Source organism: Ochrobactrum sp. EDr1-4, assembly GCF_049199085.1.
In the GTDB taxonomy this organism is placed as follows: domain Bacteria; phylum Pseudomonadota; class Alphaproteobacteria; order Rhizobiales; family Rhizobiaceae; genus Brucella.
This window is the reverse complement of the sequence record NZ_JBLZOF010000008.1, coordinates 42,064-65,168: the sequence shown is the minus strand read 5'-3', so window position 1 is coordinate 65,168 and position 23,105 is coordinate 42,064. Positions and strand designations below refer to the sequence as shown.

Here is a 23,105-nt window from a genome sequence, read left to right as displayed (position 1 = left end):
TTAATGAGCACCCCATCCTCGCAAGCTGCCCCCGTCACGCGATCTTCGCTTGTCCAGCGAATTCGCAAGAGTGACCTTTGGTGGTCCTTCACACACAGCAAGACAGCAATGTTAAGCGCTACGCTGCTGGCAGTTTTGATACTGAGTGCAGTGTTCGCACCGTTGATCGCACCGCAAAATCCTTATGATGGTGCAGCGCTCGACATGTGGAAAGCAGAGCTGCCTCCATTTTGGGAAGAGGGAGGTGAGTGGCCGTTCCTGTTGGGCACCGACACGCAAGGCCGTGACATGCTTTCGGCTATTCTTTACGGCACCAGAATTTCAATCGTCATCGGTATCGCTTCGGTGTTGCTTTCCCTGCTGATCGGTCTGACTGCTGGATTAGTCTCCGGCTATTTCGGTGGCTTTATCGACAATCTTTTGATGCGTTTTGGTGACGTGACGCTATCAATACCCACTATTCTGGTCGCTATTCTCGTTTCGACTGTTGTGCGACAGATGTTGCCAGTGAGCCTTCGTGAGATTGGCGCGTCGGCCGTTCTCATATTGGCAATTTCGCTTTCAGCATGGGTGCAATATGCTCGTACTGTTCGAGCGCAGGCGATTGTCGAGGCGGGTAAGGACTATGTTTCAGCGGCACGGCTGATTGGTGTGCCGTCACGGCGGATCATGACAAAGCACATCCTGCCCAACACACTGACACCCATTATGGTCGCGGCAACGCTTAATTTCGGTATGGCGATCCTGACCGAAGCGACCCTTTCGTTCCTTGGAATAGGCATGCCGCCGAGCCAACCGTCGCTGGGAACCCTGATCCGTATCGGCAATCAGTTCCTGTTTTCCGGTTCATGGTGGATTGTGGTTTTCCCCGTCATCCAGCTCTGCCTGCTTGTTGTGGCCGTCAATATGCTCGGCGACTGGCTGCGCGATGCGCTTAATCCGAAACTGAGGTAAGTTAAATGAACAATCTTTTGCTTCGCAACATCCGCCCAATGGCAGGCGAAAACTGCGACCTCATGATCAAAGATGGGAGAATTGCCGGTTTCGGACAGTTTGCGGCTGAACCCGGAATGGCGATTGAAGAAGGAAGTAACGCGATACTGGTTCCGGGGTTAATTGATGCTCACACGCATCTTGATAAGACAACCTGGGCCATGCCGTGGCACGTCAACAACCGCGCCGCCATATTGCGTGAGCGTATCGATTTTGAACGCGAAAACAGGCTGGAAATCGGGATTGATCCACATCGCCAATCGATGCGTCATGCGATTGGTCTTTCGGCCCATGGCAGCACGCACATCCGCAGTCATGTCGATATAGACCCGACCCACGGTTTGTCACTTGTTGAAGGTATATGGGAAACGCGCGAGAAGCTCAAAGGTATCATCGATATCGAAGTTGTCGCATTTCCCCAGTCTGGCTTAATGGTCACACCGGGCACCGAAGAGCTTCTTGATGAGGCACTCCGGCAGGGTTGCGAAGTTCTTGGTGGGATCGACCCGTGTGGCATTGATCGTGACCCAAAAGGCCAGCTGGATGCTCTATTCTCACTTGCAACAAGACATGGTGTGCCGATCGACATTCATCTGCACGAGACAGGTGAGCTTGGCGCTTTTACGATGGAGCTTATCTTTGAGCGTATTCGTGCACATGGCATGGAAGGCAAGGTGGCAATCAGTCATGCCTTTGCACTCGGTATGAATGATTATCTGCGGGTTGGCCAACTTATTGAACAGTTAGCAATTCTGGATGTTGCAATTTTGACCACCGGAGCACCATCAGCGACTGTCCCATCAATCAGGCGGCTGAAAGAAGCAGGTGTTCGTATTGGTGGCGGTTGCGACGGTATTCGTGATACCTGGGGCCCATGGGGACAGCCTGATATGCTTGACCGTGCCAAGATCATTGGCATGAAGAATGGCGTTCGTTCTGATCAGGAACTGGAGCACGTTCTTTATATTGTGTCTCAAGGTGGAGCCGATGTGATGGCGCTTGAGAATTACGGGCTTGATATCGGGTGTCATGCCGATTTCACCCTTTTGACCGGCGAAACGCTGGCGCATGCGGTGGTCGATGTAGCGCCGCGCCCGCTGGTTGTAAAAGGCGGCCGCGTTACAGCTCGACAAGGTAAATGTGTGGTTGAAATGCCATGAAGAATGTTGCTCTGAATTCTCTTGTCTTAGGTGAGCGGCCCTCTGGCCGCACTCTTATCACGGCCAGTTGGGTGGTCGGGCATAAAGACGGCGGCCATCGCCTGCTCAAAGATGGTGAAGTGGTTTTTGAGGATGGTCAGATCCTCTTCGTCGGACACAAATTTCCCGGAGAAGTCGCACGCCGAATAGATTTTGGTAACGCACTTATCAGTCCTGGACTGATTGATCTCGACGCTCTTTCAGATCTCGATACGACTATTCTTGGAATTGACCATCATCCCGGCTGGGCGAAAGGTCGTGTTTGGCCGCGCTGTTATGTCGATGCCGGGCCCTATGAGATGTATGATGAGGGACAATTGGCCTTTCAAAAGCGGTTTGCTTTTGGTCAGCTTTTATTGAACGGTATCACAACAGCCACTCCGATTGCTTCGTTGTTCTATCGCGAGTGGGCGGAAACGGTTGCAGAGTTTGATGCTGCCGCAGACGCCGCGGGCGATTTGGGCCTACGCGTTTATCTAAGCCCCGCATATCGCTCAGGTGGTATGGTTCTGGAACAGCCGGGCAAAATAGTTCCGGTTTTCGATGAAGAGCGTGGTTTTCAGGGACTGAACAACGCGATTACTTATATTGAGCGTCAAACCGGTCGATATGGTGATCTGGTACGGGGAATGCTTGTGCCCGACCGGGTGGAGACTTCCACGCTTGCTCTTATCAAGCGCACAGATGCGGCCGCACGTGATCTCGGCTGCAAGTTCCGGCTTCACATGGCTCAAGGGGCAATGGAAGTGGACACCGTGCGCATGTTGCATGGTTCTACAGCGCCTGTTTGGCTTGCCAGCCATGGGCTTCTGAGCGAGCGGCTCATTGCTCCACATGCTACCAATGCAACCGATGAAGACCTTGATCTTTACGCACAGAATGCTGTTTCGATCGTTCATTGCCCGTTGGTTTCGGGTCGCGGTGGATCAATTCTTAAATCGTTTTCCGAGTGCCGCAGGCGTGGGATTAATGTCGCCATGGGCACTGATACAACCCCGCCCGATATGCTGATGAACCTGCTGGCTGGCCTCATCACTGGAAGAGTGGCCGACAATGCACCTGATCGTCTTCGTACAGCCGATCTCTTCGATGCAGCAACGATTGGTGGTGCAAAGGCCTTGGGCCGTACGGATATCGGGCATTTGTCGTCGGGGGCACGCGCAGACATCGCAGTCTTCCGTCTGGATGACACTATCATGGCTCCGTCGATTGATCCGATCACAACCATTGTCGTCGGTGGATCTGGAAAAATAACCCAAGCCGTGTTTGTGGATGGACGTGTTTCGATGCTCAATCGGCAGTTGGCTGGTTTTGACATGGAGAAGGCACGAGTTCAGGCACAAGCTCAGTTTGACAGTCTGATTGCGAAATATCCTGAGCGGAGCTGGAACAACCCTTCGGTAAATGAAATATTCCCGCCAAGCTATCCAATTGAGGCACCAAACGAGGAAAGCAAACATGATTGAGATGCAAGAGCCAGTCGTTGATGTTCGCAATCTTCGTGTCAATTTTCCCGGTCGTCACGGTACAGTCACTGCGTTGTCAGATGTCTCCTTAACGATACGCCCAGGAGAAATCCTCGGTGTGGTAGGCGAGTCGGGAGCCGGTAAATCAATGACCGGTCTTGCGATCCAAGGGTTACTGGAACGGCCGGGGCATATTGCCGGGGGCGAGGTATGGCTGGGCAAGCAGCGCATCGATAACCTCGATGACCGCGCAATGGAAAAAATTCGTGGTCGCGAAATTGGTGCAATCTTTCAGGATCCTCTTACGTCCCTCAACCCACTCTTTACGGTGGGATCGCAGCTAACGGAAACCATCCGGCAACATCTGGGTCTTAGCAGAGGATTGGCCCGTGCCCGTGCGGTCCAATTATTGCGCGACGTTGGTATTCCGTCGCCCGAAGAGCGAGTTGACCAGTATCCACACCAGTTCTCTGGTGGTATGCGCCAGCGTGTGGTGATCGCTCTCGCACTTGCCGCGTCTCCTAAACTGGTCATTGCTGATGAGCCAACCACAGCGCTTGATGTTTCGATCCAGGCGCAGATTATTTCGCTGCTGCGCAAACTTTGCAAAGAAAAGCAGACGGCAGTTATGCTGGTTACTCACGACATGGGCGTCATTGCCGAAGCAGCAGATCGTATTGCTGTTATGTATGCGGGGCGCCTGATTGAGGTTGGGCCAGTGGAGCAGGTGCTTCATCAGCCATCTCATCCCTATACCCAAGGATTGATGTCGTCGATTCCTTCATTGGGTGCGCGGGTGGAAAAACTAAATCAGATAGATGGCTCTATGCCACGTCTCGATTCCATTCCCGATGGCTGCGCTTTTAATCCCCGTTGTAGCCAGAGCGGGGCTCGTTGTCGGCGGGAGAGGCCAGAGCTCGTATTTTCGGGTGTGACAGCCAGTGCATGCTGGCTAAATGCAGGAGGCACCGCATGACAAATTCCTTAAGTAAAACCCCGGCTTTAACCGTTGAGCGGCTTACTAAAACCTTTGATGTTTCAGCACCTTGGCTTAACCGCTTGGTCGAGCGCAAATCCAAACAGTATCTCAAAGCAGTCAACGACATCAGCTTCACCGTTCCGGCTGGTGGTTGTTTAAGCATTGTCGGTGAAAGCGGCTGCGGAAAATCTACTGTTGCCCGTCTTGTTACCGGTCTATATCCTGCCACCAGTGGTGGGATGCGATTTGCAGCAGGAAAAAGTGGCGCACCTTTATCGGCGCAGATGATATTTCAAGACCCCTATGCTTCACTTAATCCACGCTGGCGGGTAAAGAACATCGTTGCGGAGCCGCTACGCGAACTCAAGTTGCGTGATAGTGCGGTTGAGATTGACCACCGTGTTGAAGAGCTGCTGCGAATTGTCGGTCTCTCTGCTGCAGACGGCGAGAAATTTCCGCACGAATTCTCAGGTGGACAGCGCCAGCGTATTTCGATAGCTCGAGCATTGGCGAGCGAACCTGAGTTTCTCGTCTGTGATGAGCCAACATCAGCACTTGACGTTTCTGTACAGGCACAGGTTCTCAACCTGATGCGCCGCCTGCAGGATGAATTGGGTCTCACATATCTCTTTATCAGCCATGATATGAGTGTGGTTCGCCATATGTCTGATCGAATTGCAGTGATGTATCTGGGGCGCATTGTTGAAGAAGGCGATACAGAAGAACTATTTGCTGATCCGCGGCATCCATATACCCAACTCTTATTGCAGACGATCCCCAATATCGACGCGCCAAACCGCAATCGTGAGCCAGCAAGCGGTGAGGTGCCTAGTCCTTTAAAACCGCCTTCTGGTTGCACTTTTCATCCGCGGTGTCCGCTTGCTATCGAGCGTTGTTCCAAAGAAGCGCCGGTGATGATGCTTCTACCCAACCGTACGCGTGTGGCCTGCCATTTGGTCGAGATGGAGGTTAACTAGAATGCATGTTTTAAGTGAAGGTGCGCTTAACGCAACAAGTCAGGGTGCTGATCGGTCTTCAAATCGAGATGCACGTCTAATCGCGCAGCACAGATGCTGAGAAGCTGTGATCCTTATCAGCTTACGTTAAAGCTGCACGCAGATCATAGGAAAGCTCACGTATCTCGCTTAGATCAAGTTCGGATTCTACATGCTCAAGATGATGTGCCATCAATTCGATTGCCTTTTCTGCCTCCTTTGCAGAAATCGCTTTTACGATTTCGGCATGTTCATCCGGACCACAGTTGAAATGATCTGTCTTGCGATAAATTGCTGTAATCAGAGAACTGCGGGAAATAAGGTCGCGCATGGTGGTAAATAGAAAATCAGAACCTGTCAGTTCAGCCAATAGAAGATGGAACCCGCCAGACAGCTTGATGATGTCTGTAGTAATATCATCCCTATTAGCGATTCGCTCCAAATTGACATGGTCACGGAGACGTTTCACGTTTTCTTTGAGTGAAGAGCTACAGAGCCGCTCTACAATGCAGCGCTCCACAGCCTGCCGGACAGAGAAGACATCGCGTGCCTCCTGCACCGTTGGCTTACTAACGAAAGCACCACGATTTGGGATCATGGTTACAAGCCCGTCTCGTTCCAGCACGGTCAGAGCCTGGCGTACACGGGCGCGACTTACGTTGAAAATAGTGGCGAGTTGTTCTTCCTTAAGCTGGATGCCAGGACGTAATCGCCGCTCTGCAATCGAAAGCCAGATTTTTTCTACGATCTGTTCGATTGATAGGGCAGTTGCTGCTTTCATAAAGACTTCTCCGTGTTCCATTCGACAATCGTCATGTACGAGAAAAAGTCAACTGATGGATTGAAATAACTGATTTATTGTTTACAATAAATCTAAAAGTTGTTGAATATTTCTTACAGTTTGGGTCGCCATGGAATTTGACTTTGAGACCATTGATTCACGAAGCCGCTATCGTCTTCTCACCAATTTCATCGGGCCGCGTCCTATTGCGCTGGTAACAACCCGATCAACTTCTGGAAACAACAATGCAGCGCCCATGAGTTTCTTCAACGTCTTCTCGCATGATCCGGCAATTGTTGTGCTGGGAATTCAGCCACGCCAATCAGGAGAAGAAAAGGATACTATGGTTAACATACGTCGATCCGGCGAGTTTGCTATTAGCATGGTCGATATGGGGTTATCCGAGCAAATGTTGATTTGTGGTTTGGGTTTTGACGCGGAAGTTGATGAGCTCGCGGTTGCGGGACTAACCGCTCAAGATTGTATCAAGATCAAAGCAGCATTCCCGCAAGAGGCTCCTTGTGTTTTTGAATGTCGCGTTGAGCGGCTCATTGATTACCCACGCCGTACGCTCGTTTTAGGGGAGGTCGTTCATATGCATGTCCGACGTAATTGTCTTGATGCTGAGGGTCACTATGTTGACCCTGAATGCTACCAACCGATAGCTCGCCTGCACGCTGATAATTACGTGACTTCAGATCGTCAGTTTGAGTTGAAGGCCCCATCAATTGGGCATTTTCAGAAGTAGTAGTTTAGACGCAGGACAGCGGAAAATTAAATTATGCATATTCACTTAATCAATCCTAACTCCACCGCTTCTATGACAAATCAGGCAATGGAGAGCGCCCTGATGGTCAAACATACGCAAACCCGTATTACTGCTACCAATCCTCTAGAGACGCCTAAAAGCATAGAGGGGTCTATGGACGAAGCGATGTCGATACCGGGTATGCTTGCTGAGATCATGAAAAGTGAAGCGCAAGACGTGGACGCCTATGTAATAGCGTGCTTCGATGATCCTGGCCTTCACGCTGCACGGGAAGTGGCAAAAGGTCCAGTCATCGGTATTTGTCAAGCAGCAGTCCAGGTAGCGATGACAATCAGCCGTCGTTTTTCGGTGATTACCACGCTTCCGCGGTCGGTCGCGATCATCGAGGAGCTTGTCAGTAATTATGGGGCAGAGCGATATTGCCGCAAAGTTCGAGCAATTGACCTGCCGGTTCTGGCTTTAGAAGATGATCAGTCTCTCGCCGAACAGCTATTAATTGCGGAAATCGAGCGAGCAAAGACTGACGATGGGGCCGAAGCGATTGTACTGGGCTGTGCTGGCATGTCAGCATTGTGTGAACGTCTTAAGATAGCGACCGGTGTGCCGGTCATTGATGGCGTAACAGCTGCAGTCAAATTAGCCGAAGCCCTCGTCGGTGCGGGCTACGCCACATCCAAAGTGAACAGTTATAATTATCCTCTGCCAAAAAATAAGCTTTCTTGTACGTTGACAACATAAAAAATGCATAACAGTTGATTGTTGACAATTTTATGTTGTTTGTTCTACTTATATAGTTGACTTTCTACTTGTATCACGCCTGCTGGTTGAGAAGGGGAGTATAACTCATGGCAGGGCAAAGGGATGCATTGACACATCAGATTGTTGAGAAAATCTGGCTTTCGATAGCTGAACGACGTTTACGTCCTGGTTTCCAGCTTAAAGAAGAGGAATTGGCAGCGTTTTTTAATGTCAGTCGTACTCGCGCTCGACAGGCACTCGCAGCACTTAGTCGCGAGGGATTGGTCGATATAGTCCCCAATCATGGCGCCTTTATTTGCAAGCCGACGGTCAGAGAGGCGCGCGACGTATTTTTTGTAAGGCGTGCAGTTGAGCGATGTGTCGTCCAACATCTTTGTAAACACGCTACACGGGCCGATCTAAGACGTCTGAGCCACCATCTTAGTGAGGAAAAAAGAGCAATCAGCCGGAGAATGACGACGGACATCATCAAGCTTTCAGGCGGATTTCATGTTCTTTTGGCCGAACTTACATCGTCTGACTTTCTTTTTACAATGATGAGAGACCTCATTTCGCGAACATCATTGATTACAGCGATCTACCGCGATACCGATATCGTCAACTGTGGTTCTGAGGAGCATGCAAAAATCGTTGAGGCGATCACAAAACAAAACGCCGAGCAAGCGCTGTGTCTTCTGGCCCATCATCTCGACCATGTAGAATCCAAACTCGACCTTCGCGAAGTGAATGAGTACGCAAATGACCTAAGCACAGTGCTAAGGTAAGAATTTGTGAAAATGTAATTTTTGGATAATCTAAATCAAATATGATGGGTAAACTGGCATTAAACCCAGCTTTAACGGCCGATGTTCTTGACTGGCAATCTGGAACCGCGACCGCCTAAAGCTGTCGGGTTGAAGTACGACTGCTCTTGGCTCTACGTAAGAACCTTCCGGAAATCGCATATGATCGATCAGTTTGTGCCACCAAATCGGCCCCAGTTTCAAATCCGCCAGTTCATGCCCGCTTTAAAGGAACCGATGTTTCTGACCGGTTATCTACAATCGCATCGTGTTACATCTGCCGGGAACCGGACAAATATATTCTTGACTTTGACTCGAAAACAAAAGACCCACCCAACAAATCTGCCCCGGTTACAAGCGCAACTGCCCTTGCCGCGTCAAAGCCGCTTATCGACCAGATACTGCAGATCACGGGTCACCGTGACGCGGGAAGTTTAGGTAATGGCCAGATAATTCTCGGCACTCAAACCACCAATGAAACCATCGGGTCCCGCTTCAAACAACCGTGCGACAACCTTATGCTGCTTCAAATTGAGGAGAGACCGAAACCGATCACAAAAATGCGCTTTGGCAATATATAGGCGCACCCGTTGCAGGGTGAGTTGCTGCGCGCGAGCACGGTCTTCGCGAATGCGGTTACCCCGTCGATTGCTCGGAGGATTCAAATGTCTGATCCAGTTAAACGCGCCGCTATCTGGCTGGCAACCACACCAAACGCAGCAAAGCCGCGCCCTGTCATTCCGTACCTTCGGGAACAGTTTGGGCTAACAGCGGTCGAGGCTGTCCAAGCAATTACAGAAAGCAATCTCATCAGAGCGAGGGCGCAATAATGAACGCTATTGAGAAACGTCGCCCACCAGCGGCAGGCAAGGGCAGGCCGCAAGGCGCAATGAATAAAACCACGGCTTTGCTGAAAGATGCAATCCTGACCGCAGCGGCGGATGCTGGTAATAAGTCGGGTGAAGATGGGCTGGTTTCATACCTGACAAAGCAGGCAGAAGAAAATCCAGTCGCTTTTATGGGGCTGCTTGGCAAGGTGCTGCGGTTGCAGATTTCAGGCGATGCAGAACAGCCTGTTCAAACCATCACACGCATTGAACTTGTGCCGCTTCGTGCGGATTGAGGCGAGGGCACATGAATATTCATACTGCGTCCAATTTGGACATCGAACGGTTTCGCAAGGTTTATGCGCTGGTCGCTGGCGGCGCCACCGAGGGCGAACGCGCAGCGGCCAAGGCGAGAGCCAGCAAGATAGCTGCAAAGGCTGGCCTGTCTTTCAACGAGGCTGTTTCCAAATTGGACGAACCTATTCAGCAGCCAAAACCAAGGAACGTATTCGAGGATTTCTTCAATAGCCCGGAAATGAAAGCTCAGCGTTCGGATCGGCAGCGCAAGGGTGCTGTGAAGCGTGAATTGGTTCTGGAGGAGTACGGGTCGATCAAAGCTGTCTTCGACCCGACACCATGGGAAATAGCTTTGCGAGCCGCAATAGAGCCGTTCTCAGTCATCATGCCGTATGCTTGCACGTCAGGAGTTCAGCGTCAGTACACAGCATTTATGGACGGTGAAGAGGCCGGTATAATGCTGAGAGGAACCGAGAGGGCCAAAAGTACGATTTCATCGGCATTTCCCATGCCAACGACCATCCAAGCGGCGATGGATGAAATTAAGGCTTGGAATAAGCAGCGATGGGACCGCGCCTTGTTCTTTGAATATCACGAACAGGAGCCAGAGGTTTATGTTCGCCAAAGACTGGTTGAGGATTTCATCAATAACGAGCCGGTTCGTTCATGGCGTGACATGGAAGCGCGTTTCGCTTGGAAGAAATACGAATTCGAAAGCCAGTGGATTGATCCCACAGAACGGGAAGACCCGTTTATGGACCGCATCGAGGCCGATTTCGTCATTCTGCGCGGGCTCTATGAAAACGGCAAACCACATGCGGCAACTGTCCAAACTGGACACAGAACCAATGCCGACAAGCGTGCAGCAGTCATGACCATGTTGGACACTCAGCCGGAATTGTCTGACCGCGAGATTTCCCTGCGTCTCGGCGTAAGCCCTCAAACCGTAGGCAATTGGCGCAGGCGCATTGTGGCTTGATATGCATCATAAGATGCGCAGACAGGCTTTATCGCGCCTTGATTATTCTCGATGCGATAAGCCAGCCAACGATTGGCGTAATGATTGCGCTGATAACCACGGCCCAAATCATCGGATAGGCTGGGTTTTGTGAAAGCTCTGGAACTGTCAGGATTACGATAAATCCAATGCCAATCAGAACGATGAACGCAATCGAACTTATGATCGATGCCAATTGAAGCTTTGTCCCCACAATGCCCTCCAGAAGAATATATATTGATGTATGCATGATGTATTGCCTGCAACAATCACGCATTGATTAGGGTCAAAGGCGTTGGGCTGGATCAGCAAAGCCTAGCTCTTCCCGTAATGACAGATTGTCGCAGGTGTAGGCGTCATCGGTATTTGATGGAACATGATAGACGATGATGCGCATTGATATAGATCAAGTCATTGATAATAAACAGCTTTGAAACGATGCTCTATCGTCTTTCGTGGTAAACTCGTTGCAACGAAAGGAGACTACCATGCGGTCAGATGTTGCAATGTCAGGTTATATCCGCATCCGAGTTTTTCAGGATGAAAAGCGGATGCTTAAAGAATTGGCGCGGAAGAAAGGGGCTTCCCTTTCCGGGCTGATACGGGCGGCGGTTTTACCGGCTCAAGGGGCTGAGAACGTAGCGAGGGCGAAATGACCTCTACGACAATCCGTGATTTTCTCGTCTCGCTTGGCTATCAGGTCAACAAGTCGAGCGAACAGACATTCAATGACAGCTTGAAGAAAACGGCTGAGAATGCAGTCAAGCTGGGTATAGCGATATCAAGGCTGTCGGCTATGCGATGTCTCAGGTTGGCGGAAGCGCAGAAGGCGCGCAACAAGCCATGGAAGGCATTGCGGACTTCATACGCCGTTTGCCGGGTGGAAAGAGCTATATTCAAAAGCTGATCGGAAGCGAGGCGGATGCATCGAACATTCCTGCCGTTATGGGCGTCTTGGCTAAAAAGTTTGCCAGCATGCCTTATGCCAACGCCAAGGTGCAAGCGAATTTCATCGGCATTGACGACAACACACTACAGGCCATGATCCGTGATGGCGGGCGCTATTACGAAGAGTATCAGAAGCTGGTGAAAAAGGCCGGTGTGAATGAGGACAAGCTTGCAGGCGATAGTCAGGCGCTCATGGTCAAGGTTCGCAGTTTGGGCCTGTCATTTCAAATTCTCGGCCAAAAGATACATCAGGCTCTAATTGCAAAAGCGGGGCATCCGCCGAGGTTCACGCCTTCCCACGCCGTCAAAGCCCGAATGCGTTCGATCAGGCCAAGCAGGAACTCGCCGCTTTCAAGTTCTCGCTGTTCGAGACAGTAGCAGCCGATCCGCTTTTGCGCGCTGGTCAGTGCCTTAACCTGATTATCGTCTATGCGTCCGTCGTCACCATCGACAAGAAGACACTCCAGGCAACGACCGCTTACGCATCAAACAGCCGTGTCTTTATTCGTGCTGGTCTGCGTTCGCACCACACCGCTGTTAAGGCCCGCCGACTGCTTGAGCAGCATAACTATCTCATTCCGGTTGGCCGGAGAAATGGCATCACGGTTTATCGCATCGACAACCCGCATCATGAGCGAGTTCAGATGTATGTTCAGGAATTGGAAGAACGCCAGCGCGAGATTAAAGCCGATCAGAATGTACGCAATAAGCCGCAATCCAGCATGGCAAATAATGCCCACTTTGAGGCTGCAAGGGTGGCAGAAGTTGCCCACCCTGAAAATGACAAGGACGGCAATAAATGCCCACCAAGGATGGCAGAAAGTGCCGACCAAGGTGGGCAGAAAATGCCACCAATTACCTTTAAGGAATACCTTACAGGATTACCTGTAATAAACGGCTATGAAGTGAGCGACGGTTCTCCAGTTATGGGTGACGTTGAGGGGGAGCGAAGCGCGCAAATCAAAAGCGCTGTAGCAAGCTCCCCCGACTTCCCGGCAAAGAAAAAAAACGGGTATGCACTCGCAGCAAACGGTGAAGATGAAAACGCGCCATTTCCTTCAATCTCATCGCAGCAAGAGGCCGATAAATTTTTAGCGACCGTGTTCGGCTCAGATTTGAGCAGATTGCATGAGCGCGTGCTGGACGGGTGCCGTAAACGCCTGATGAATGGTTTGCTCACACCGGCATTTGTTCGTGCGCGTATCGATGCACTGGAAAAGTCGCAGCCAGCTTTCTGAGGTGCTTCCCATGCTCGACAAGCTGGTGCCCGGCCATGTTAATGCATCGAGCCATTCTGTTTTACGATTTTTGTGATTGTGAAGGCCTTGAAACCGATAGATTGGTAACTAAATCGAAACCGTCATTCCAACATTTAACGTTCGATCAAATGGAGGTTTCGATGAGCGACCGTTTGTTTGACAGTCCTGTTTTTGTGAAGGACGGCCCTTACCTTGTTCGAGAAATTGCCAGCATCGGGGATGCTTTAGATTTTCTTTATGAATGGCCCGAATACGACCGTGGCCTCATTTATGAAACCGCTTGGAAAGCGTGCTGCGATAGCCACGATGGCATCAAACCAGTGGAAGCAGCAGAGAGCGCCATTCGAGGTTTCGCCAAGAAGACCGGAATTCTCGAAGTACCAGAAGTCGCGCTTCCATGGATGAAGGGCAAAAAATCAGGAGGCGGCCTAGTTCAGGCTTGAAGACGCATCGTGATTTGGTTTCTAATAATTGAAGCGGCTATTCTTGCTGCACTATCGTATGTGTTAGCTTTTATCGGCTGGAAAGAGATCCGCTATTACATGAACCACCGCCGAAAATTATAACACCCTTAATAAACCGAACCCCGGCCTCAACGCCGGGGTTTTTGTTTTGGCTTGGTTTTTCGATTGATCTCCAGACCTGACAAGCGTTAGGCTCAAGTTATTTCGCTCTAACAGCATTATAGGAGGCCGAATATGTCATTAATAACCAGGTCCGCTTTAATTGCCTTGGCTGGCTCACTGTTCATACACCCGGCAACCGCAGCAGTGAATTGCCCAGGGGTAGATCAAGCACTAACGAAAGAGCGAAAGACTGAGTACGCGAAACTCATCTCGGAAAGCCTCAAAGAAAAGGTGAAACCATCAAAGGTCGAAGTTGACAGTTTTATGCAGTCAGATGACTGGACTGTAATTTATGCCTCAACGCCTGTGGCTGACCCCGGCTATTTTTTCTTTGAAAACTCCTCGGGCAAGCAAACGTTTAAAGATGTCTGGGGCGGTATGGCTGATGACGGCGACGGACCTCAACTGGTGAAATTTGCGAAGGACCTCGGAGCCAACGAGAAAATCGCGGCTTGTTTTTCTAAGGTGGTCATTAGCGATTAATCAATTGCGATAAACTCGAAGCCCTTTCTGCGAGGAGATCTGCCGGAAGGCATACGCCGCCAAGGCCGTTTCGAGGTGATGCCTGTTGTCTTATGTTGACATCAGAATCATTTTCCACTCCGCTTCGCTCAGGAAACTCCTCACTGGGCAGAATATTGCCTAACCACGATTACCCAAGCGCAATCCTAGAACGACGGCGATATAACCGAGCACAATACTCAGCGCCAAATAGAGCAACGCTGACATCATTCCGGCTGTCGATCCTGACATGAGTACATATGCCCCGTAAACAAAGCTGGAGAAGGTCGAAAGCCCGCCCATTATTCCAGTCGCTACCAATGTGTTGACACCTTGGCTGAGCGTGCCTTTATGATAAAGGCTGGTCGTAAGTCCGAGCAGGAATGATGCGACGACGTTAGCGACTAATATCGACATCGGAATGCCGTCTGAAAGGTTTGGCACGACCAACATTAGAAATTCACGGGCCATGGCTCCGACAGCGCCGCCGACGAAAACGAATATGATTGTATTAATCATCGCGAGCACCTCACCCTATCCAGCTTGCTAACAATGCACCGAATGCTGCTGCGGCTAAACCTGCAATAACAGATACAAAAAGATACACGATTGCCAAGCTCTGGTATCGCTCCCGCGCAAGCTTCACTGCATCGAGCTGCATCGAACTGAATGTTGTGTATCCGCCGAGAAAGCCGGTTAAAATGCCAGCTTTTAAGATATCGCCAAAGCGTTCATACCACTCGACAGAAAACAGCACCGACAGAAAGCCTATGGCAAAAGCGCCTGTCACGTTGATCAAGAATGTTCCGAGCGGGAATTTCCCCTGATAGCTTTCGCCAGCCAGTTTACCAACCCACCATCGAAACACCGAGCCAAGCCCGCCTCCGAGGCCGACCCACAGTATATCCAACGGCTGCATATGAACCCCTCATCGCCAATCTAGTTAGTAGTAACTAGATTTGGACCGCAGGCAAGATGCTAGCAAAGGTCTCCTGAATTTTAATGAGGGGGTCTGCTCAATTTTGCGCATACCCCTTTTCGCAAGATCGAGTTCTTTCCGCAGTGGAAGAAACCCAATAATCAAGCGAACGAATTTCGTCCGGCTGACATGCCCTGTTGAAGGGGCGGGAAACCCATTGATATGCGACTTAGTGCTGATGTGTCCAAAAGCGGACGCATTGGGTAATGCCCAAAACTGAACACTTTTCGATCAAGAGGCGCTGAAAATAGATTATTCATACCCGCACACAAGCGGAAAACTTTATGAATGCTCAGGCGGCTCCGGCATCTGGGTAGCGCGCCGGTCTCCGATGAATTGTGTAATCGTTGTGGTCGTTGCAATAAAAATTTCTCGAAGTGTTGGATCGCTTTTTTTGACGATTTTTAGTGCCGCAACTTCTGTGGCACCCATTTTTAGCTTGCGAATGAGCTTTTCAATATCGGGGTTCGAAAAGCTATGAACATCTCGGCGATGCGCAAAAATGTTTCGAATATCGATTATCGTTTTTAAGTCTTGGTACAGCTTATCACCGTAGATACCTGTCAAACGTCCCAGCTTAGCCTTTGCTTCAAACGACGCAAAAGGCCCGAAGTCGAAATCCTTATCGGTAATCCCTTTGACGTAATGCAAATGCATTCGCACGCATCGAGCCAAATAGTGCTCGAGATAGGCGCCGCTTAGGATGGCCAAAATAGGGTCGTTTGGTGAACTCTCAATAAGCTCCTAGGCTACATCTGACTCTTCTTTAGTAACGTTTGTCTTACGTACAGGTGCCATATATTTCCAATGCTTATCAGTCTACGATACTGATTTCATACGCCGTCAGCTCAATCCCAGAATTATGGCAGTTTCCGATGGCTGACATTTTTCCATGAACGTACGCAATTTTTCGACGGCAACTGAAAACTCATTTCTTTCAACATCGATATTCGTGCTGAAAGATGCACTTATTTTGCTTACAAGGCGCTGCGCATACGCCTTTACCTCGTTCATACCCAAAAAAAACCTCATCAGAAGGCTGTATTTGATTAAGGGCATTTTGCAAATAAGAGTGCACATTCTTAGTGAACGTTGCCGTATTGATTAGTGAAAGCTGATTTGCCGAAGCATTTAGCATATCTAGGAAGCCGTCGAACGCCCGCGTCATTTGTTGCCCACCCATTCACATTTATTTCAAGATGGTGATGTGAGTCGTTTGACAAATCAACTGAACAAACCGGCTGACCGAATATCACACCCCCGCGATGGGCGTTATCTACAAGGGTATATATTCAACTGATACCCTTTCTCGGAAATATCCGAAAAACGGATTTTTGAGACCAATACGCGCACGCGCGCGAGGCTTCACCGATTAATCTGACATCACTACGCGAGAGAAACACCGATTTAAGTTACATCGTAACGCGAGCCGAACCCTAAGATTACCCTAATATCGTTCGAGCCGTTCAGCCGCGCTGATTGCCCTGATATCGATGCGCAGACAAAGCGGTTTATCGAGTTCTAGAGAGGTTCCTTGCAGGGGGGCGTGCACTCATTTCAAGGATAATATCAAACTGCTCAAGCCGCCCCAAGTCACGGAGACGCCGATAGCCAAGAGCAAGAATGCGGTTAGCCTCGTCAATACCGCCGTTCCCGCTGGACCGATTTTCTTAAAGATTGCGTCTGAGTACCTGTAGCAAATTGCAACGCAGATAAAGACCAAGACGATTCCGACAACCGCGCCGGCGTATGATGCCACCTCGTTCTGTAGGCCGCCTTCCATTTTACTCGATAATGTGAGGATAATAGCAATCGTGCCGGCCCCAGCTGTGATGGGCATTGTCAAAGGGAAGAATGCTATATCTGCTGATTTATCACGACCGGTAGGTGCTTCTGCTACACCCGCTGGCGGCGTCGGGTCTGCAACTAGCATTTGCCAAGCAGTGAAGAATACGAAAATCCCTCCTGCAACCTGCATATCGGCAAGAGCGACACCAAAGAACTGAAGGATGCTCGGCCCGATAAATAACGTTATGATAAGCAGAATAGCGCCATAACATGCGACCCTGAACGCAAGTTTGTGGCGTTCCTCTTTCGGCTGGCGACTGGTTTGAGCCAGAAACACGGGAGCCATGCCAATCGGGTTTACCATCGAGAATACCGACATGAAGGTGAATGTCAGCGTGTGGAGGAAAGCCCATTCCATAGATAGCGCCCTTTGCCGAAATCAATCCAAGCTTAACTACATCACTAAATTACTGCGTTTTAGTGAACATTAGGCCGTCAGCCATCAGTCCAAAAGAGTATGCGAACAGATACCCCACGCGGATACGATTTAGGTTTTGAGGGTTTTGAAGGTTCCGCTTAGGAGCGTTTTCGATGTTTTTTCTGCTTTGCCAACAGTTTTGAAGGTTTTGAGGGTTCGCTTCTTCCATATTTGATGATTTTTCACGGCTGAGTTTCGTCAGGCGGTCTATGCGCGGGGAAGAGTTTCGCGACCAGTATGCGCAGGCGCACGAGGCGATTTGATTTAATATCAATGTTTATCAAGCCGCCAACCGAGTGAAAAAGTAGGGGCCAGGGTAGGGACTGAAGAATATTTATTTTAACTAAGTTATTGAAAAATATATCTTTATTTGATTTAAATGGTGCCGGCCACTGGCACGTTAAAGTTAGGCTTTGCAGCGGCTTGATGGGTGGTCTGCCCATTTGCCGGACGGCACAGGACTGATCGCACGTTTTCATTTTGCCGATGCCTGCGCGGCGCTATGGCTCGACCGCGAGTTGGTCGAGGTGGAAGAACTTTTCTTGGATGATGCCGCGCGTGATATTCGTTCCCCCAGTCACCAACTGACCATCGCCCGCGACGTGCTGCAGACGCGACGGTGCATTGGCTCGCATGAACCTGGATGGGCCTTGAGCCCGAAAGGTTTGCGCAGTGTACAACGAACGCGGAGTGTTAAGACAAGCCGAAAACTTGCCGGCTGTGCTGCAGGCGATCGTTGCTCTCGATGCCTGGAACGAGCTTCCGGTTCTGCAGCATTTGGCGTGGCTTGGTCTTTGCTTGCCGCCTCCATCCTGCGCCAGACCGGCATCACAACTGGCGTACATCTCGCCGCCATCAACCTTGGCCTTAAAACTATTCCGGTTGACCAGCACCGGCATCCTGATCGCGAAACGCGGTTGCTCGCCATTGCTCATAGTCTGATCGCGACCGCCTAAATTGGCATGAGGGAGCATAATCGGCTGACGTTGGCGAGGTTGATGATGGACCGAAAACTAGAGGGGAGGCGAACCTCCTCGAAATTGCCGCAGCTGGTCGCTTGTGTCGGCCGGTCCGGACTAAAACAATCTGGAATAGTACTCCACTCGGCTAAATTTCATATGACGTAACAATGCTTCAACAATCCTTTTAATCGGATTGCTGAAGCATGAATTGCGTTGACTCTGGGCATATCATTTCAAGCTAACGTTCAATAATCCATCGAATTCCAAGCTCAAAAGTCGTTACCCAGAAAAGTCACGATGCTAAAACAGCGCGCTTTGTATTTGTCATATCACTGTAAATTAGCCTTTTGGGCTAAGATCCATAGAGAACCATTTTTCAGACATTTTCGACAGAGTGCCATCGGACTGCATTTCGCCAAGTGCCTTGTTGAGCTTTGCTTTCAGCTCCGGTTCATCCTTGCGCAGACCGATACACACGTTCGTGGCCTGAATGCCGCCGGCCAGAAGTGGTCCGCTAATTTTGAGAGCGCCGTTGCTTTTCTCCGCACGATCCCGCGCAAAGACGACGTTGTCATATTGACCATCGAGGCGGCCGGATTGCAGATCAAGCTTGACCTGTTCGGAGCCTTTGTAAGAGCGGACCTGAGCGACATCGCCGAAATTCTGCTCGACAAATTGCAGTTGGCTGGTTGAAAGCGATGCGCCGAGTGTCGTGCCTTTTACTGCTTCCTTGAGGTCCGCGAGGGCTTTTTTGCCTTCTTCAGTCTCGGTGTTAAGGCTCTCTCCGCTATGCGGGAGATTGGCAAGCGGACCTTCAGCGGGCACGAGGAATGTATTTGGCGTGATCACATAAGGGTCGGAGAAGTCGATAACCTTCCGCCGCTCTGGATTAGGACCCATTGTCAGAACCACATCGAACTTGCCAGCAAGAAGCGACGGAATCTGACCGTCCCAGTCCTGTGCCACGATCGTGCAATCGAGCTCGGCACGCTTGCAGACCTCCTTGATAACATCAAGGTCAAGTCCCTGAAGTTCGCCACTGGGTGTCGTCAAATTGAAGGGCGGAAAAGCACCTTCAACGCCAACGGTCACTGATTTCCATTCCTTGGCAAGCACGCTGCCGCTGTACAGGGCGGACAAAGTGCAAAGGCTGATAACTGCGATTTTTTTAAACATAGTTCCCTCGTTCTTATCGATATCGGGATGCGGTCTTCTGATGAGAACCATTCTTCACACCCGTCTCATCCATGAGTGTGGACCTGCAATCTAGCGATGAAAAGCAGAAATTTGTTCACATATATGAATATAATTCCGTTTTCATGACTGAAGCAATGTCGAAAGGCAATGCAGAGACACCCGGTTCGAATTTCGAACCAGGTGCAAAATCGAAATGAGAAAACTCTATTCCTATCAGCTATTTAGCGCCGCATAGCGCGCAATGTCAGCATGGGTTGCAAACCAGATATCCTTGCGCTGTCGTATGTGGCTAATCAACTCTTTGAGTATCCAGATGCGGGACCGGTGGCCGATGATGTCGGGATGCATGGTCAGCTGGAAAATTCCGCCCTCATCATAGGCCGCATCGAACTCCCGAATGAAGATTTGCAGAATATCATGTGGTGCGATTTGCGGACGCAAGCCGCCCCAACGATCCATCACAAGATAGGCGGCGTCATCGCGAATCCATTCGACAGGCAATTCGGTCACGCCACATGGCTCGCCGTGCAGCAATAGCTCGTAACAATCGACATCGGCCATCAGGGATGAGTCATAAATCAGGCCCATCTCGGCCGTGATTTGCAGCGTGTTATCGCTAAAGTCCCAGGATGGTGTCCGGATGCCAACAGGACGAACGCCGGTAATCTTTTCCAGCGCATCGGCAGAACGGTGCTGAAGATCGCGTTCGGTATCGCCATCAAGCAAAGCATTGCGCTCATGAATCCAGCCATGAAGGGCAATCTCATGTCCTTCATCGATCAGGGCGCGCTGTTCTTCGGGGTAATGTATCGCAGAAACAGCTGGCACAAAGAAAGTCGCCGGAATAGTGTTGAGACGCAGAAGTTCGCGAATGCGTGGAATACCTTGTCTTGGTCCAAATTGACCCTGCGAAAGCGCTGAAATGGATTTGCCGCCATCGCGCAATTCAAACGTATCGTGGTCAGAATCAAACGACAGGCCCACCGCGCATTTTGCACCTTCTGGCCACGCCGATGGTTTTAAACTGCGACCGGCGCGGGCGCGGTTCATGATGGATTGCAGTCTTTCTTCCGGCCATGTCCATGTAGGAACCGGTGTTTCGGTTGTCATGTTGTTGGTCCTCCACTGACCGACAAAGTCTGGCCGGTGATCCAGCTTGCATAGGGGGAAGTCAGGAACAGCACGGCATTTGAGATATCTTCCGGCAACCCAATCCGGCGCAGCGGAATTTCATTGAGCATGGCGGCTTGACCATCGTCTCCATAAGACGCCCATTGGCGCTCATAATCGGGGCTTGTGCGCAAGAAGCCGGGTGCGACAGCATTCACATTGATGCCGTACGGGCCAAGTTCATGGCCAAGTTGTCGTGCGAGGCTGATGAGCGCTGCCTTGGCGCTGGCATAGGCCTGAATTCCTGTCAGGCTGACTCCCAGACCAGCACCGCTTGAAATGAAGACCATCTTGCCTTCGCCACGGCTTTTCATCGCTGGAACGATGGCGCGCGCAACGAGAAATGCACCGCGCACATTGATGTCATATATACGATCCCAGTCTGCAGCCGGTACATCTTCCAAGGGGCGTTTTTTCTGGCCAAGCACACCGCCTGCAACATGCACAAACACATCGAAACCGCCTTCGACCTCGGCGTCAGTTGCCAGTTTGGCGATTGCGGCCTCATCGGTAACATCAAGATGAACTGCGCGGATTGAGCCACCACGTGCAGGACACGCTTCGCCCACAAGACTTGCCAGTTCGGCATCAAGAACATCGGTTGCCGTTACATGTGCCCCATCGGCGGCGAATGCCTCGCATATTGCGCGGCCAATTCCCCTTGCGGCCCCGGTGATCAGAACTCTTTTTTCTTTGAAGTGAATATCCATTTTACTGCTTGTCTGTTGTGGATGGTTTGTGTCCGAGGCGGGCGCTTAATTCGGCGGCATGCTTTACCACTGCGTCGATCATGCGCTGTCGACACGCTGTGAAGCGCGATGAAATCGTTGCCATATTGAGTGTTGCGATAACTTCGCCGCTTGAATCAAAGACAGGTGCTGCGACACCTGAGCCGCCCATAACGGCTTCTTCATCGCAAATCGCGTAGCCAGCCTCACGCGTTGCGTCGATGATACGGCGGATTTGCACACGGTCGATCACGGTCTTGTCGGTCAAAGGGATGATGCGCTCTTTTGCGAGATAGCTCGACGTCTTTTCCGGCTGCCAGTGTGCGAGAAGAACACGTCCCATTGCCGTGCAGTAAGCAGGGTCGGAGCCTGTCAGGTCAGAATCAAAGCGCACCACCTGATAGCTTGCACTCTTGGCCAGAAGCTTAACGCGGCCATCCTTGCGGCGCGTGCCGAGAAACACAGTCTCCCCTTCGCTGTCGCGCATCGCGTCCATTATCGGCTGTGCGGTGGCAATCAGATAGGCGTCGCTGCCGCTGCACCAGCCGGGGCCGTTTCGGAATGTATCGTGAATTTTATAAGATTCAGTGTCGTCGCGAACGACATAAGCGCGTGCCACTAGAGTTGCGAGCAGATTGAAGGTGCTGCTCTTGGGATAACCCAGTTCCGCAACGATTGCCTTAAGCGTCACCGGTTTGTGCGCGCGCGCAAGGAACTCGAGGATTTCGAGAACCCGAACTGCGGATTTCACTTCGCCGTTATTTTCAATGTTCATATATGTGAACCAAATTCCTGTTGTGGAATAATGTGACAGACATACCATCACATGGCAACACAAAAGGAGCACGTATTGAAATGAACACTGAAAACAAGGTTGCCATCGTCACCGGAGGCGCGCGGGGCATCGGAAAGGCTTGTGCTCTCGATCTGGCGCGTGCCGGGTATCACGTTACACTGGTCGATTTGCTGGAAGCGGAACTGGCGGACACCGCTGCCGAAATTGAAAGCCTTGGCGTGCGTGCGTTGCATTGTGTTGCGGACGTCTCAAGCCATAAACGGGCTGGCGAAGTGGTCGCCGAAACGGTGGATGCGTTTGGTCGCGTCGATTTCCTTCTCAACAATGCCGGGCGTTCCGCACCTGTCGGCATTCTTGATATTTCGGAAGATGAGTTCGACCGCGCCATCGCAATCAATCTGAAAAGCTGCTTCAACTACATTCAGCATACCGCACCACATATGCTGAAACAGGGCGGTGGCCGGATTGTTTCGATGTCGTCACTGAATGCCTATTCGGGTGGTGTGACGGCTGCGGTCAGCAAGTTCGCTTATGCGGCGGCAAAGGCCGGTATCCTTGGCATGACTCGTTCCCTTGCCAAGGAACTGGGGCCAAACATTGCGGTCAACGCCATTTGTCCTGGCGTCATTCGTACCGAGATTGATACCAATGTCACTGAACGAGCCGACGAGGTTATCCGCGGTATTGCGTTGGGACGGCTTGGCTGTGCTGACGACGTTGCCCGTCTGGTGACTTTTCTGGCGACTTCCGAGCCTTGTTTCATCACAGGACAATCATTCACAGTTGATGGTTTCCAGTTCAATGTCTGAATTTTTGTTCTCTCGACATG

The 23,105-nt window shown here is 50.8% G+C and carries 27 protein-coding genes and 2 pseudogenes; 18 read left to right on the top strand and 11 right to left on the bottom strand.

What is annotated here, in order from left to right:
* Positions 1-3 precede the first annotated feature (3 nt).
* The 5 genes from ACOZHT_RS19630 to ACOZHT_RS19610 are packed head-to-tail and all read left to right on the top strand — an operon-like array spanning position 4 to position 5,614.
* Positions 4-954 carry an ABC transporter permease gene (locus tag ACOZHT_RS19630; RefSeq protein WP_339514204.1) on the top strand — a complete coding sequence of 317 codons (951 nt, stop codon included), beginning with the start codon at positions 4-6 and terminating at the stop codon, positions 952-954.
* A 5-nt stretch (positions 955-959) separates the two neighbouring features.
* Positions 960-2,153 (top strand): amidohydrolase family protein, encoded by a 1,194-nt coding sequence (locus tag ACOZHT_RS19625; RefSeq protein ID WP_421566317.1) that lies wholly within the window; start codon positions 960-962, stop codon positions 2,151-2,153.
* Positions 2,150-3,658 carry an amidohydrolase family protein gene (locus ACOZHT_RS19620; protein WP_421566316.1) on the top strand — a complete coding sequence of 503 codons (1,509 nt, stop codon included), beginning with the start codon at positions 2,150-2,152 and terminating at the stop codon, positions 3,656-3,658. The genes ACOZHT_RS19625 and ACOZHT_RS19620 overlap by 4 nt, the downstream gene beginning before the upstream one ends.
* Positions 3,651-4,634 carry an ABC transporter ATP-binding protein gene (locus ACOZHT_RS19615; RefSeq protein WP_339514210.1) on the top strand — a complete coding sequence of 328 codons (984 nt, stop codon included), beginning with the start codon at positions 3,651-3,653 and terminating at the stop codon, positions 4,632-4,634. The genes ACOZHT_RS19620 and ACOZHT_RS19615 overlap by 8 nt, the downstream gene beginning before the upstream one ends.
* The gene (locus ACOZHT_RS19610; RefSeq protein WP_339514212.1) at positions 4,631-5,614 is read left to right on the top strand and encodes an ABC transporter ATP-binding protein; all 984 of its coding nucleotides are present in this window, start codon (positions 4,631-4,633) and stop codon (positions 5,612-5,614) included. The genes ACOZHT_RS19615 and ACOZHT_RS19610 overlap by 4 nt, the downstream gene beginning before the upstream one ends.
* A 121-nt stretch (positions 5,615-5,735) precedes the next feature.
* Here the strand turns inward: ACOZHT_RS19610 and ACOZHT_RS19605 are convergent, their stop codons facing one another.
* Entirely contained in the window at positions 5,736-6,413 is a 678-nt protein-coding gene (locus tag ACOZHT_RS19605; RefSeq protein ID WP_339514214.1) for a GntR family transcriptional regulator, read from the bottom strand.
* A 130-nt stretch (positions 6,414-6,543) separates the two neighbouring features.
* Between ACOZHT_RS19605 and ACOZHT_RS19600 the strand changes: the two genes are divergently transcribed.
* The 3 genes from ACOZHT_RS19600 (at position 6,544) to ACOZHT_RS19590 (ending at position 8,705) form a co-directional block, all read left to right on the top strand.
* Positions 6,544-7,161 carry a flavin reductase family protein gene (locus tag ACOZHT_RS19600; RefSeq protein ID WP_421566315.1) on the top strand — a complete coding sequence of 206 codons (618 nt, stop codon included), beginning with the start codon at positions 6,544-6,546 and terminating at the stop codon, positions 7,159-7,161.
* A 33-nt stretch (positions 7,162-7,194) separates the two neighbouring features.
* On the top strand, positions 7,195-7,920 hold the full coding sequence (locus ACOZHT_RS19595) for an aspartate/glutamate racemase family protein (RefSeq protein WP_339514218.1): 726 nt from the start codon (positions 7,195-7,197) through the stop codon (positions 7,918-7,920).
* 107 nt (positions 7,921-8,027) lie between these two features.
* Positions 8,028-8,705: a GntR family transcriptional regulator gene (locus tag ACOZHT_RS19590; protein ID WP_339514220.1), complete on the top strand. Its 678-nt coding sequence runs from the start codon at positions 8,028-8,030 to the stop codon at positions 8,703-8,705.
* A 452-nt stretch (positions 8,706-9,157) separates the two neighbouring features.
* On the opposite strand, the gene ACOZHT_RS19585 is transcribed toward ACOZHT_RS19590, so the two are convergent.
* A complete protein-coding gene (locus ACOZHT_RS19585; RefSeq protein ID WP_339514222.1) occupies positions 9,158-9,388 on the bottom strand; it encodes a hypothetical protein in 231 nt (76 codons plus the stop codon).
* Between ACOZHT_RS19585 and ACOZHT_RS19580 the strand changes: the two genes are divergently transcribed.
* From ACOZHT_RS19580 to ACOZHT_RS19570, 3 genes are read left to right on the top strand one after another with little or no spacing between them, the layout of a single operon-like run.
* Complete coding sequence (locus ACOZHT_RS19580) at positions 9,389-9,553, top strand: hypothetical protein (RefSeq protein ID WP_339514224.1); 165 nt, start codon at positions 9,389-9,391, stop codon at positions 9,551-9,553.
* The gene (locus tag ACOZHT_RS19575) at positions 9,553-9,846 is read left to right on the top strand and encodes a hypothetical protein (RefSeq protein ID WP_339514226.1); all 294 of its coding nucleotides are present in this window, start codon (positions 9,553-9,555) and stop codon (positions 9,844-9,846) included. The genes ACOZHT_RS19580 and ACOZHT_RS19575 overlap by 1 nt, the downstream gene beginning before the upstream one ends.
* Positions 9,847-9,857: 11 nt before the next feature.
* Positions 9,858-10,826, top strand: a complete 969-nt coding sequence (locus tag ACOZHT_RS19570; protein ID WP_421566314.1) for a winged helix-turn-helix domain-containing protein — start codon at positions 9,858-9,860, stop codon at positions 10,824-10,826.
* Positions 10,827-10,854: 28 nt separating this feature from the next.
* On the opposite strand, the gene ACOZHT_RS19565 is transcribed toward ACOZHT_RS19570, so the two are convergent.
* Positions 10,855-11,094 (bottom strand): hypothetical protein, encoded by a 240-nt coding sequence (locus ACOZHT_RS19565; protein ID WP_339514230.1) that lies wholly within the window; start codon positions 11,092-11,094, stop codon positions 10,855-10,857.
* A 238-nt stretch (positions 11,095-11,332) separates the two neighbouring features.
* Here ACOZHT_RS19565 and ACOZHT_RS19560 point away from each other — a divergent pair, with 238 nt between their 5' ends.
* The 5 genes and pseudogenes from ACOZHT_RS19560 (at position 11,333) to ACOZHT_RS19540 (ending at position 14,160) form a co-directional block, all read left to right on the top strand.
* On the top strand, positions 11,333-11,500 hold the full coding sequence (locus tag ACOZHT_RS19560; protein ID WP_339514232.1) for a hypothetical protein: 168 nt from the start codon (positions 11,333-11,335) through the stop codon (positions 11,498-11,500).
* Between the two features lie 513 nt (positions 11,501-12,013).
* Positions 12,014-12,683 (top strand): annotated as a pseudogene (locus ACOZHT_RS19555) (hypothetical protein).
* Positions 12,638-13,030 carry a hypothetical protein gene (locus ACOZHT_RS19550; protein WP_421566381.1) on the top strand — a complete coding sequence of 131 codons (393 nt, stop codon included), beginning with the start codon at positions 12,638-12,640 and terminating at the stop codon, positions 13,028-13,030. Before ACOZHT_RS19555 ends, ACOZHT_RS19550 begins: the two are co-directional and overlap by 46 nt.
* Before the next feature lie 161 nt (positions 13,031-13,191).
* Complete coding sequence (locus ACOZHT_RS19545; protein WP_339514234.1) at positions 13,192-13,494, top strand: DUF982 domain-containing protein; 303 nt, start codon at positions 13,192-13,194, stop codon at positions 13,492-13,494.
* A gap of 255 nt (positions 13,495-13,749) precedes the next feature.
* The gene (locus tag ACOZHT_RS19540; protein ID WP_339514236.1) at positions 13,750-14,160 is read left to right on the top strand and encodes a hypothetical protein; all 411 of its coding nucleotides are present in this window, start codon (positions 13,750-13,752) and stop codon (positions 14,158-14,160) included.
* Between the two features lie 159 nt (positions 14,161-14,319).
* On the opposite strand, the gene ACOZHT_RS19535 is transcribed toward ACOZHT_RS19540, so the two are convergent.
* The 4 genes from ACOZHT_RS19535 to ACOZHT_RS19520 form a co-directional block, all read right to left on the bottom strand.
* The gene (locus tag ACOZHT_RS19535) at positions 14,320-14,697 is read right to left on the bottom strand and encodes a CrcB family protein (protein ID WP_421566313.1); all 378 of its coding nucleotides are present in this window, start codon (positions 14,695-14,697) and stop codon (positions 14,320-14,322) included.
* 10 nt (positions 14,698-14,707) lie between these two features.
* Positions 14,708-15,097, bottom strand: coding sequence for a fluoride efflux transporter CrcB (gene crcB, locus ACOZHT_RS19530; RefSeq protein ID WP_421566312.1), 390 nt, complete (start codon positions 15,095-15,097; stop codon positions 14,708-14,710).
* Positions 15,098-15,439: 342 nt separating this feature from the next.
* The gene (locus ACOZHT_RS19525; protein WP_339514242.1) at positions 15,440-15,814 is read right to left on the bottom strand and encodes a hypothetical protein; all 375 of its coding nucleotides are present in this window, start codon (positions 15,812-15,814) and stop codon (positions 15,440-15,442) included.
* An 895-nt stretch (positions 15,815-16,709) separates the two neighbouring features.
* A complete protein-coding gene (locus ACOZHT_RS19520) occupies positions 16,710-17,363 on the bottom strand; it encodes a MarC family protein (RefSeq protein ID WP_339514244.1) in 654 nt (217 codons plus the stop codon).
* A 470-nt stretch (positions 17,364-17,833) separates the two neighbouring features.
* Between ACOZHT_RS19520 and ACOZHT_RS19515 the strand changes: the two are divergent.
* Positions 17,834-18,520, top strand: a pseudogene (locus tag ACOZHT_RS19515) (DUF1612 domain-containing protein); the annotation flags it as partial.
* A 204-nt stretch (positions 18,521-18,724) separates the two neighbouring features.
* Here the strand turns inward: ACOZHT_RS19515 and ACOZHT_RS19510 are convergent.
* The 4 genes from ACOZHT_RS19510 to ACOZHT_RS19495 all read right to left on the bottom strand — a co-directional run bounded on the left by ACOZHT_RS19510 (position 18,725) and on the right by ACOZHT_RS19495 (position 22,255).
* On the bottom strand, positions 18,725-19,561 hold the full coding sequence (locus ACOZHT_RS19510) for a transporter substrate-binding domain-containing protein (protein ID WP_339514246.1): 837 nt from the start codon (positions 19,559-19,561) through the stop codon (positions 18,725-18,727).
* A 234-nt stretch (positions 19,562-19,795) separates the two neighbouring features.
* On the bottom strand, positions 19,796-20,692 hold the full coding sequence (locus ACOZHT_RS19505) for a polysaccharide deacetylase (RefSeq protein ID WP_339514248.1): 897 nt from the start codon (positions 20,690-20,692) through the stop codon (positions 19,796-19,798).
* Positions 20,689-21,462 carry an SDR family NAD(P)-dependent oxidoreductase gene (locus tag ACOZHT_RS19500; RefSeq protein WP_421566311.1) on the bottom strand — a complete coding sequence of 258 codons (774 nt, stop codon included), beginning with the start codon at positions 21,460-21,462 and terminating at the stop codon, positions 20,689-20,691. Before ACOZHT_RS19500 ends, ACOZHT_RS19505 begins: the two co-directional genes overlap by 4 nt.
* Before the next feature lies 1 nt (position 21,463).
* Positions 21,464-22,255, bottom strand: a complete 792-nt coding sequence (locus ACOZHT_RS19495; RefSeq protein WP_339514252.1) for an IclR family transcriptional regulator — start codon at positions 22,253-22,255, stop codon at positions 21,464-21,466.
* An 80-nt stretch (positions 22,256-22,335) separates the two neighbouring features.
* On the opposite strand from ACOZHT_RS19495, the gene ACOZHT_RS19490 reads away from it, so the two are divergent.
* Complete coding sequence (locus ACOZHT_RS19490) at positions 22,336-23,085, top strand: SDR family NAD(P)-dependent oxidoreductase (RefSeq protein WP_421566310.1); 750 nt, start codon at positions 22,336-22,338, stop codon at positions 23,083-23,085.
* Positions 23,086-23,105 lie beyond the last annotated feature (20 nt).

Coding starts and splice junctions, on each gene's coding strand:
- ACOZHT_RS19630 (WP_339514204.1), top strand. CDS start 4: ATGAGCACCCCATCCTCGCAAGCTGCCCCCGTCACGCGATCTTCGCTT.
- ACOZHT_RS19625 (WP_421566317.1), top strand. CDS start 960: ATGAACAATCTTTTGCTTCGCAACATCCGCCCAATGGCAGGCGAAAAC.
- ACOZHT_RS19620 (WP_421566316.1), top strand. CDS start 2,150: ATGAAGAATGTTGCTCTGAATTCTCTTGTCTTAGGTGAGCGGCCCTCT.
- ACOZHT_RS19615 (WP_339514210.1), top strand. CDS start 3,651: ATGATTGAGATGCAAGAGCCAGTCGTTGATGTTCGCAATCTTCGTGTC.
- ACOZHT_RS19610 (WP_339514212.1), top strand. CDS start 4,631: ATGACAAATTCCTTAAGTAAAACCCCGGCTTTAACCGTTGAGCGGCTT.
- ACOZHT_RS19605 (WP_339514214.1), bottom strand. CDS start 6,413: ATGAAAGCAGCAACTGCCCTATCAATCGAACAGATCGTAGAAAAAATC.
- ACOZHT_RS19600 (WP_421566315.1), top strand. CDS start 6,544: ATGGAATTTGACTTTGAGACCATTGATTCACGAAGCCGCTATCGTCTT.
- ACOZHT_RS19595 (WP_339514218.1), top strand. CDS start 7,195: ATGCATATTCACTTAATCAATCCTAACTCCACCGCTTCTATGACAAAT.
- ACOZHT_RS19590 (WP_339514220.1), top strand. CDS start 8,028: ATGGCAGGGCAAAGGGATGCATTGACACATCAGATTGTTGAGAAAATC.
- ACOZHT_RS19580 (WP_339514224.1), top strand. CDS start 9,389: ATGTCTGATCCAGTTAAACGCGCCGCTATCTGGCTGGCAACCACACCA.
- ACOZHT_RS19575 (WP_339514226.1), top strand. CDS start 9,553: ATGAACGCTATTGAGAAACGTCGCCCACCAGCGGCAGGCAAGGGCAGG.
- ACOZHT_RS19570 (WP_421566314.1), top strand. CDS start 9,858: ATGAATATTCATACTGCGTCCAATTTGGACATCGAACGGTTTCGCAAG.
- ACOZHT_RS19565 (WP_339514230.1), bottom strand. CDS start 11,094: ATGCATACATCAATATATATTCTTCTGGAGGGCATTGTGGGGACAAAG.
- ACOZHT_RS19560 (WP_339514232.1), top strand. CDS start 11,333: ATGCGGTCAGATGTTGCAATGTCAGGTTATATCCGCATCCGAGTTTTT.
- ACOZHT_RS19550 (WP_421566381.1), top strand. CDS start 12,638: ATGCCACCAATTACCTTTAAGGAATACCTTACAGGATTACCTGTAATA.
- ACOZHT_RS19545 (WP_339514234.1), top strand. CDS start 13,192: ATGAGCGACCGTTTGTTTGACAGTCCTGTTTTTGTGAAGGACGGCCCT.
- ACOZHT_RS19540 (WP_339514236.1), top strand. CDS start 13,750: ATGTCATTAATAACCAGGTCCGCTTTAATTGCCTTGGCTGGCTCACTG.
- ACOZHT_RS19535 (WP_421566313.1), bottom strand. CDS start 14,697: ATGATTAATACAATCATATTCGTTTTCGTCGGCGGCGCTGTCGGAGCC.
- crcB (WP_421566312.1), bottom strand. CDS start 15,097: ATGCAGCCGTTGGATATACTGTGGGTCGGCCTCGGAGGCGGGCTTGGC.
- ACOZHT_RS19525 (WP_339514242.1), bottom strand. CDS start 15,814: ATGCATTTGCATTACGTCAAAGGGATTACCGATAAGGATTTCGACTTC.
- ACOZHT_RS19520 (WP_339514244.1), bottom strand. CDS start 17,363: ATGGAATGGGCTTTCCTCCACACGCTGACATTCACCTTCATGTCGGTA.
- ACOZHT_RS19510 (WP_339514246.1), bottom strand. CDS start 19,561: ATGTTTAAAAAAATCGCAGTTATCAGCCTTTGCACTTTGTCCGCCCTG.
- ACOZHT_RS19505 (WP_339514248.1), bottom strand. CDS start 20,692: ATGACAACCGAAACACCGGTTCCTACATGGACATGGCCGGAAGAAAGA.
- ACOZHT_RS19500 (WP_421566311.1), bottom strand. CDS start 21,462: ATGGATATTCACTTCAAAGAAAAAAGAGTTCTGATCACCGGGGCCGCA.
- ACOZHT_RS19495 (WP_339514252.1), bottom strand. CDS start 22,255: ATGAACATTGAAAATAACGGCGAAGTGAAATCCGCAGTTCGGGTTCTC.
- ACOZHT_RS19490 (WP_421566310.1), top strand. CDS start 22,336: ATGAACACTGAAAACAAGGTTGCCATCGTCACCGGAGGCGCGCGGGGC.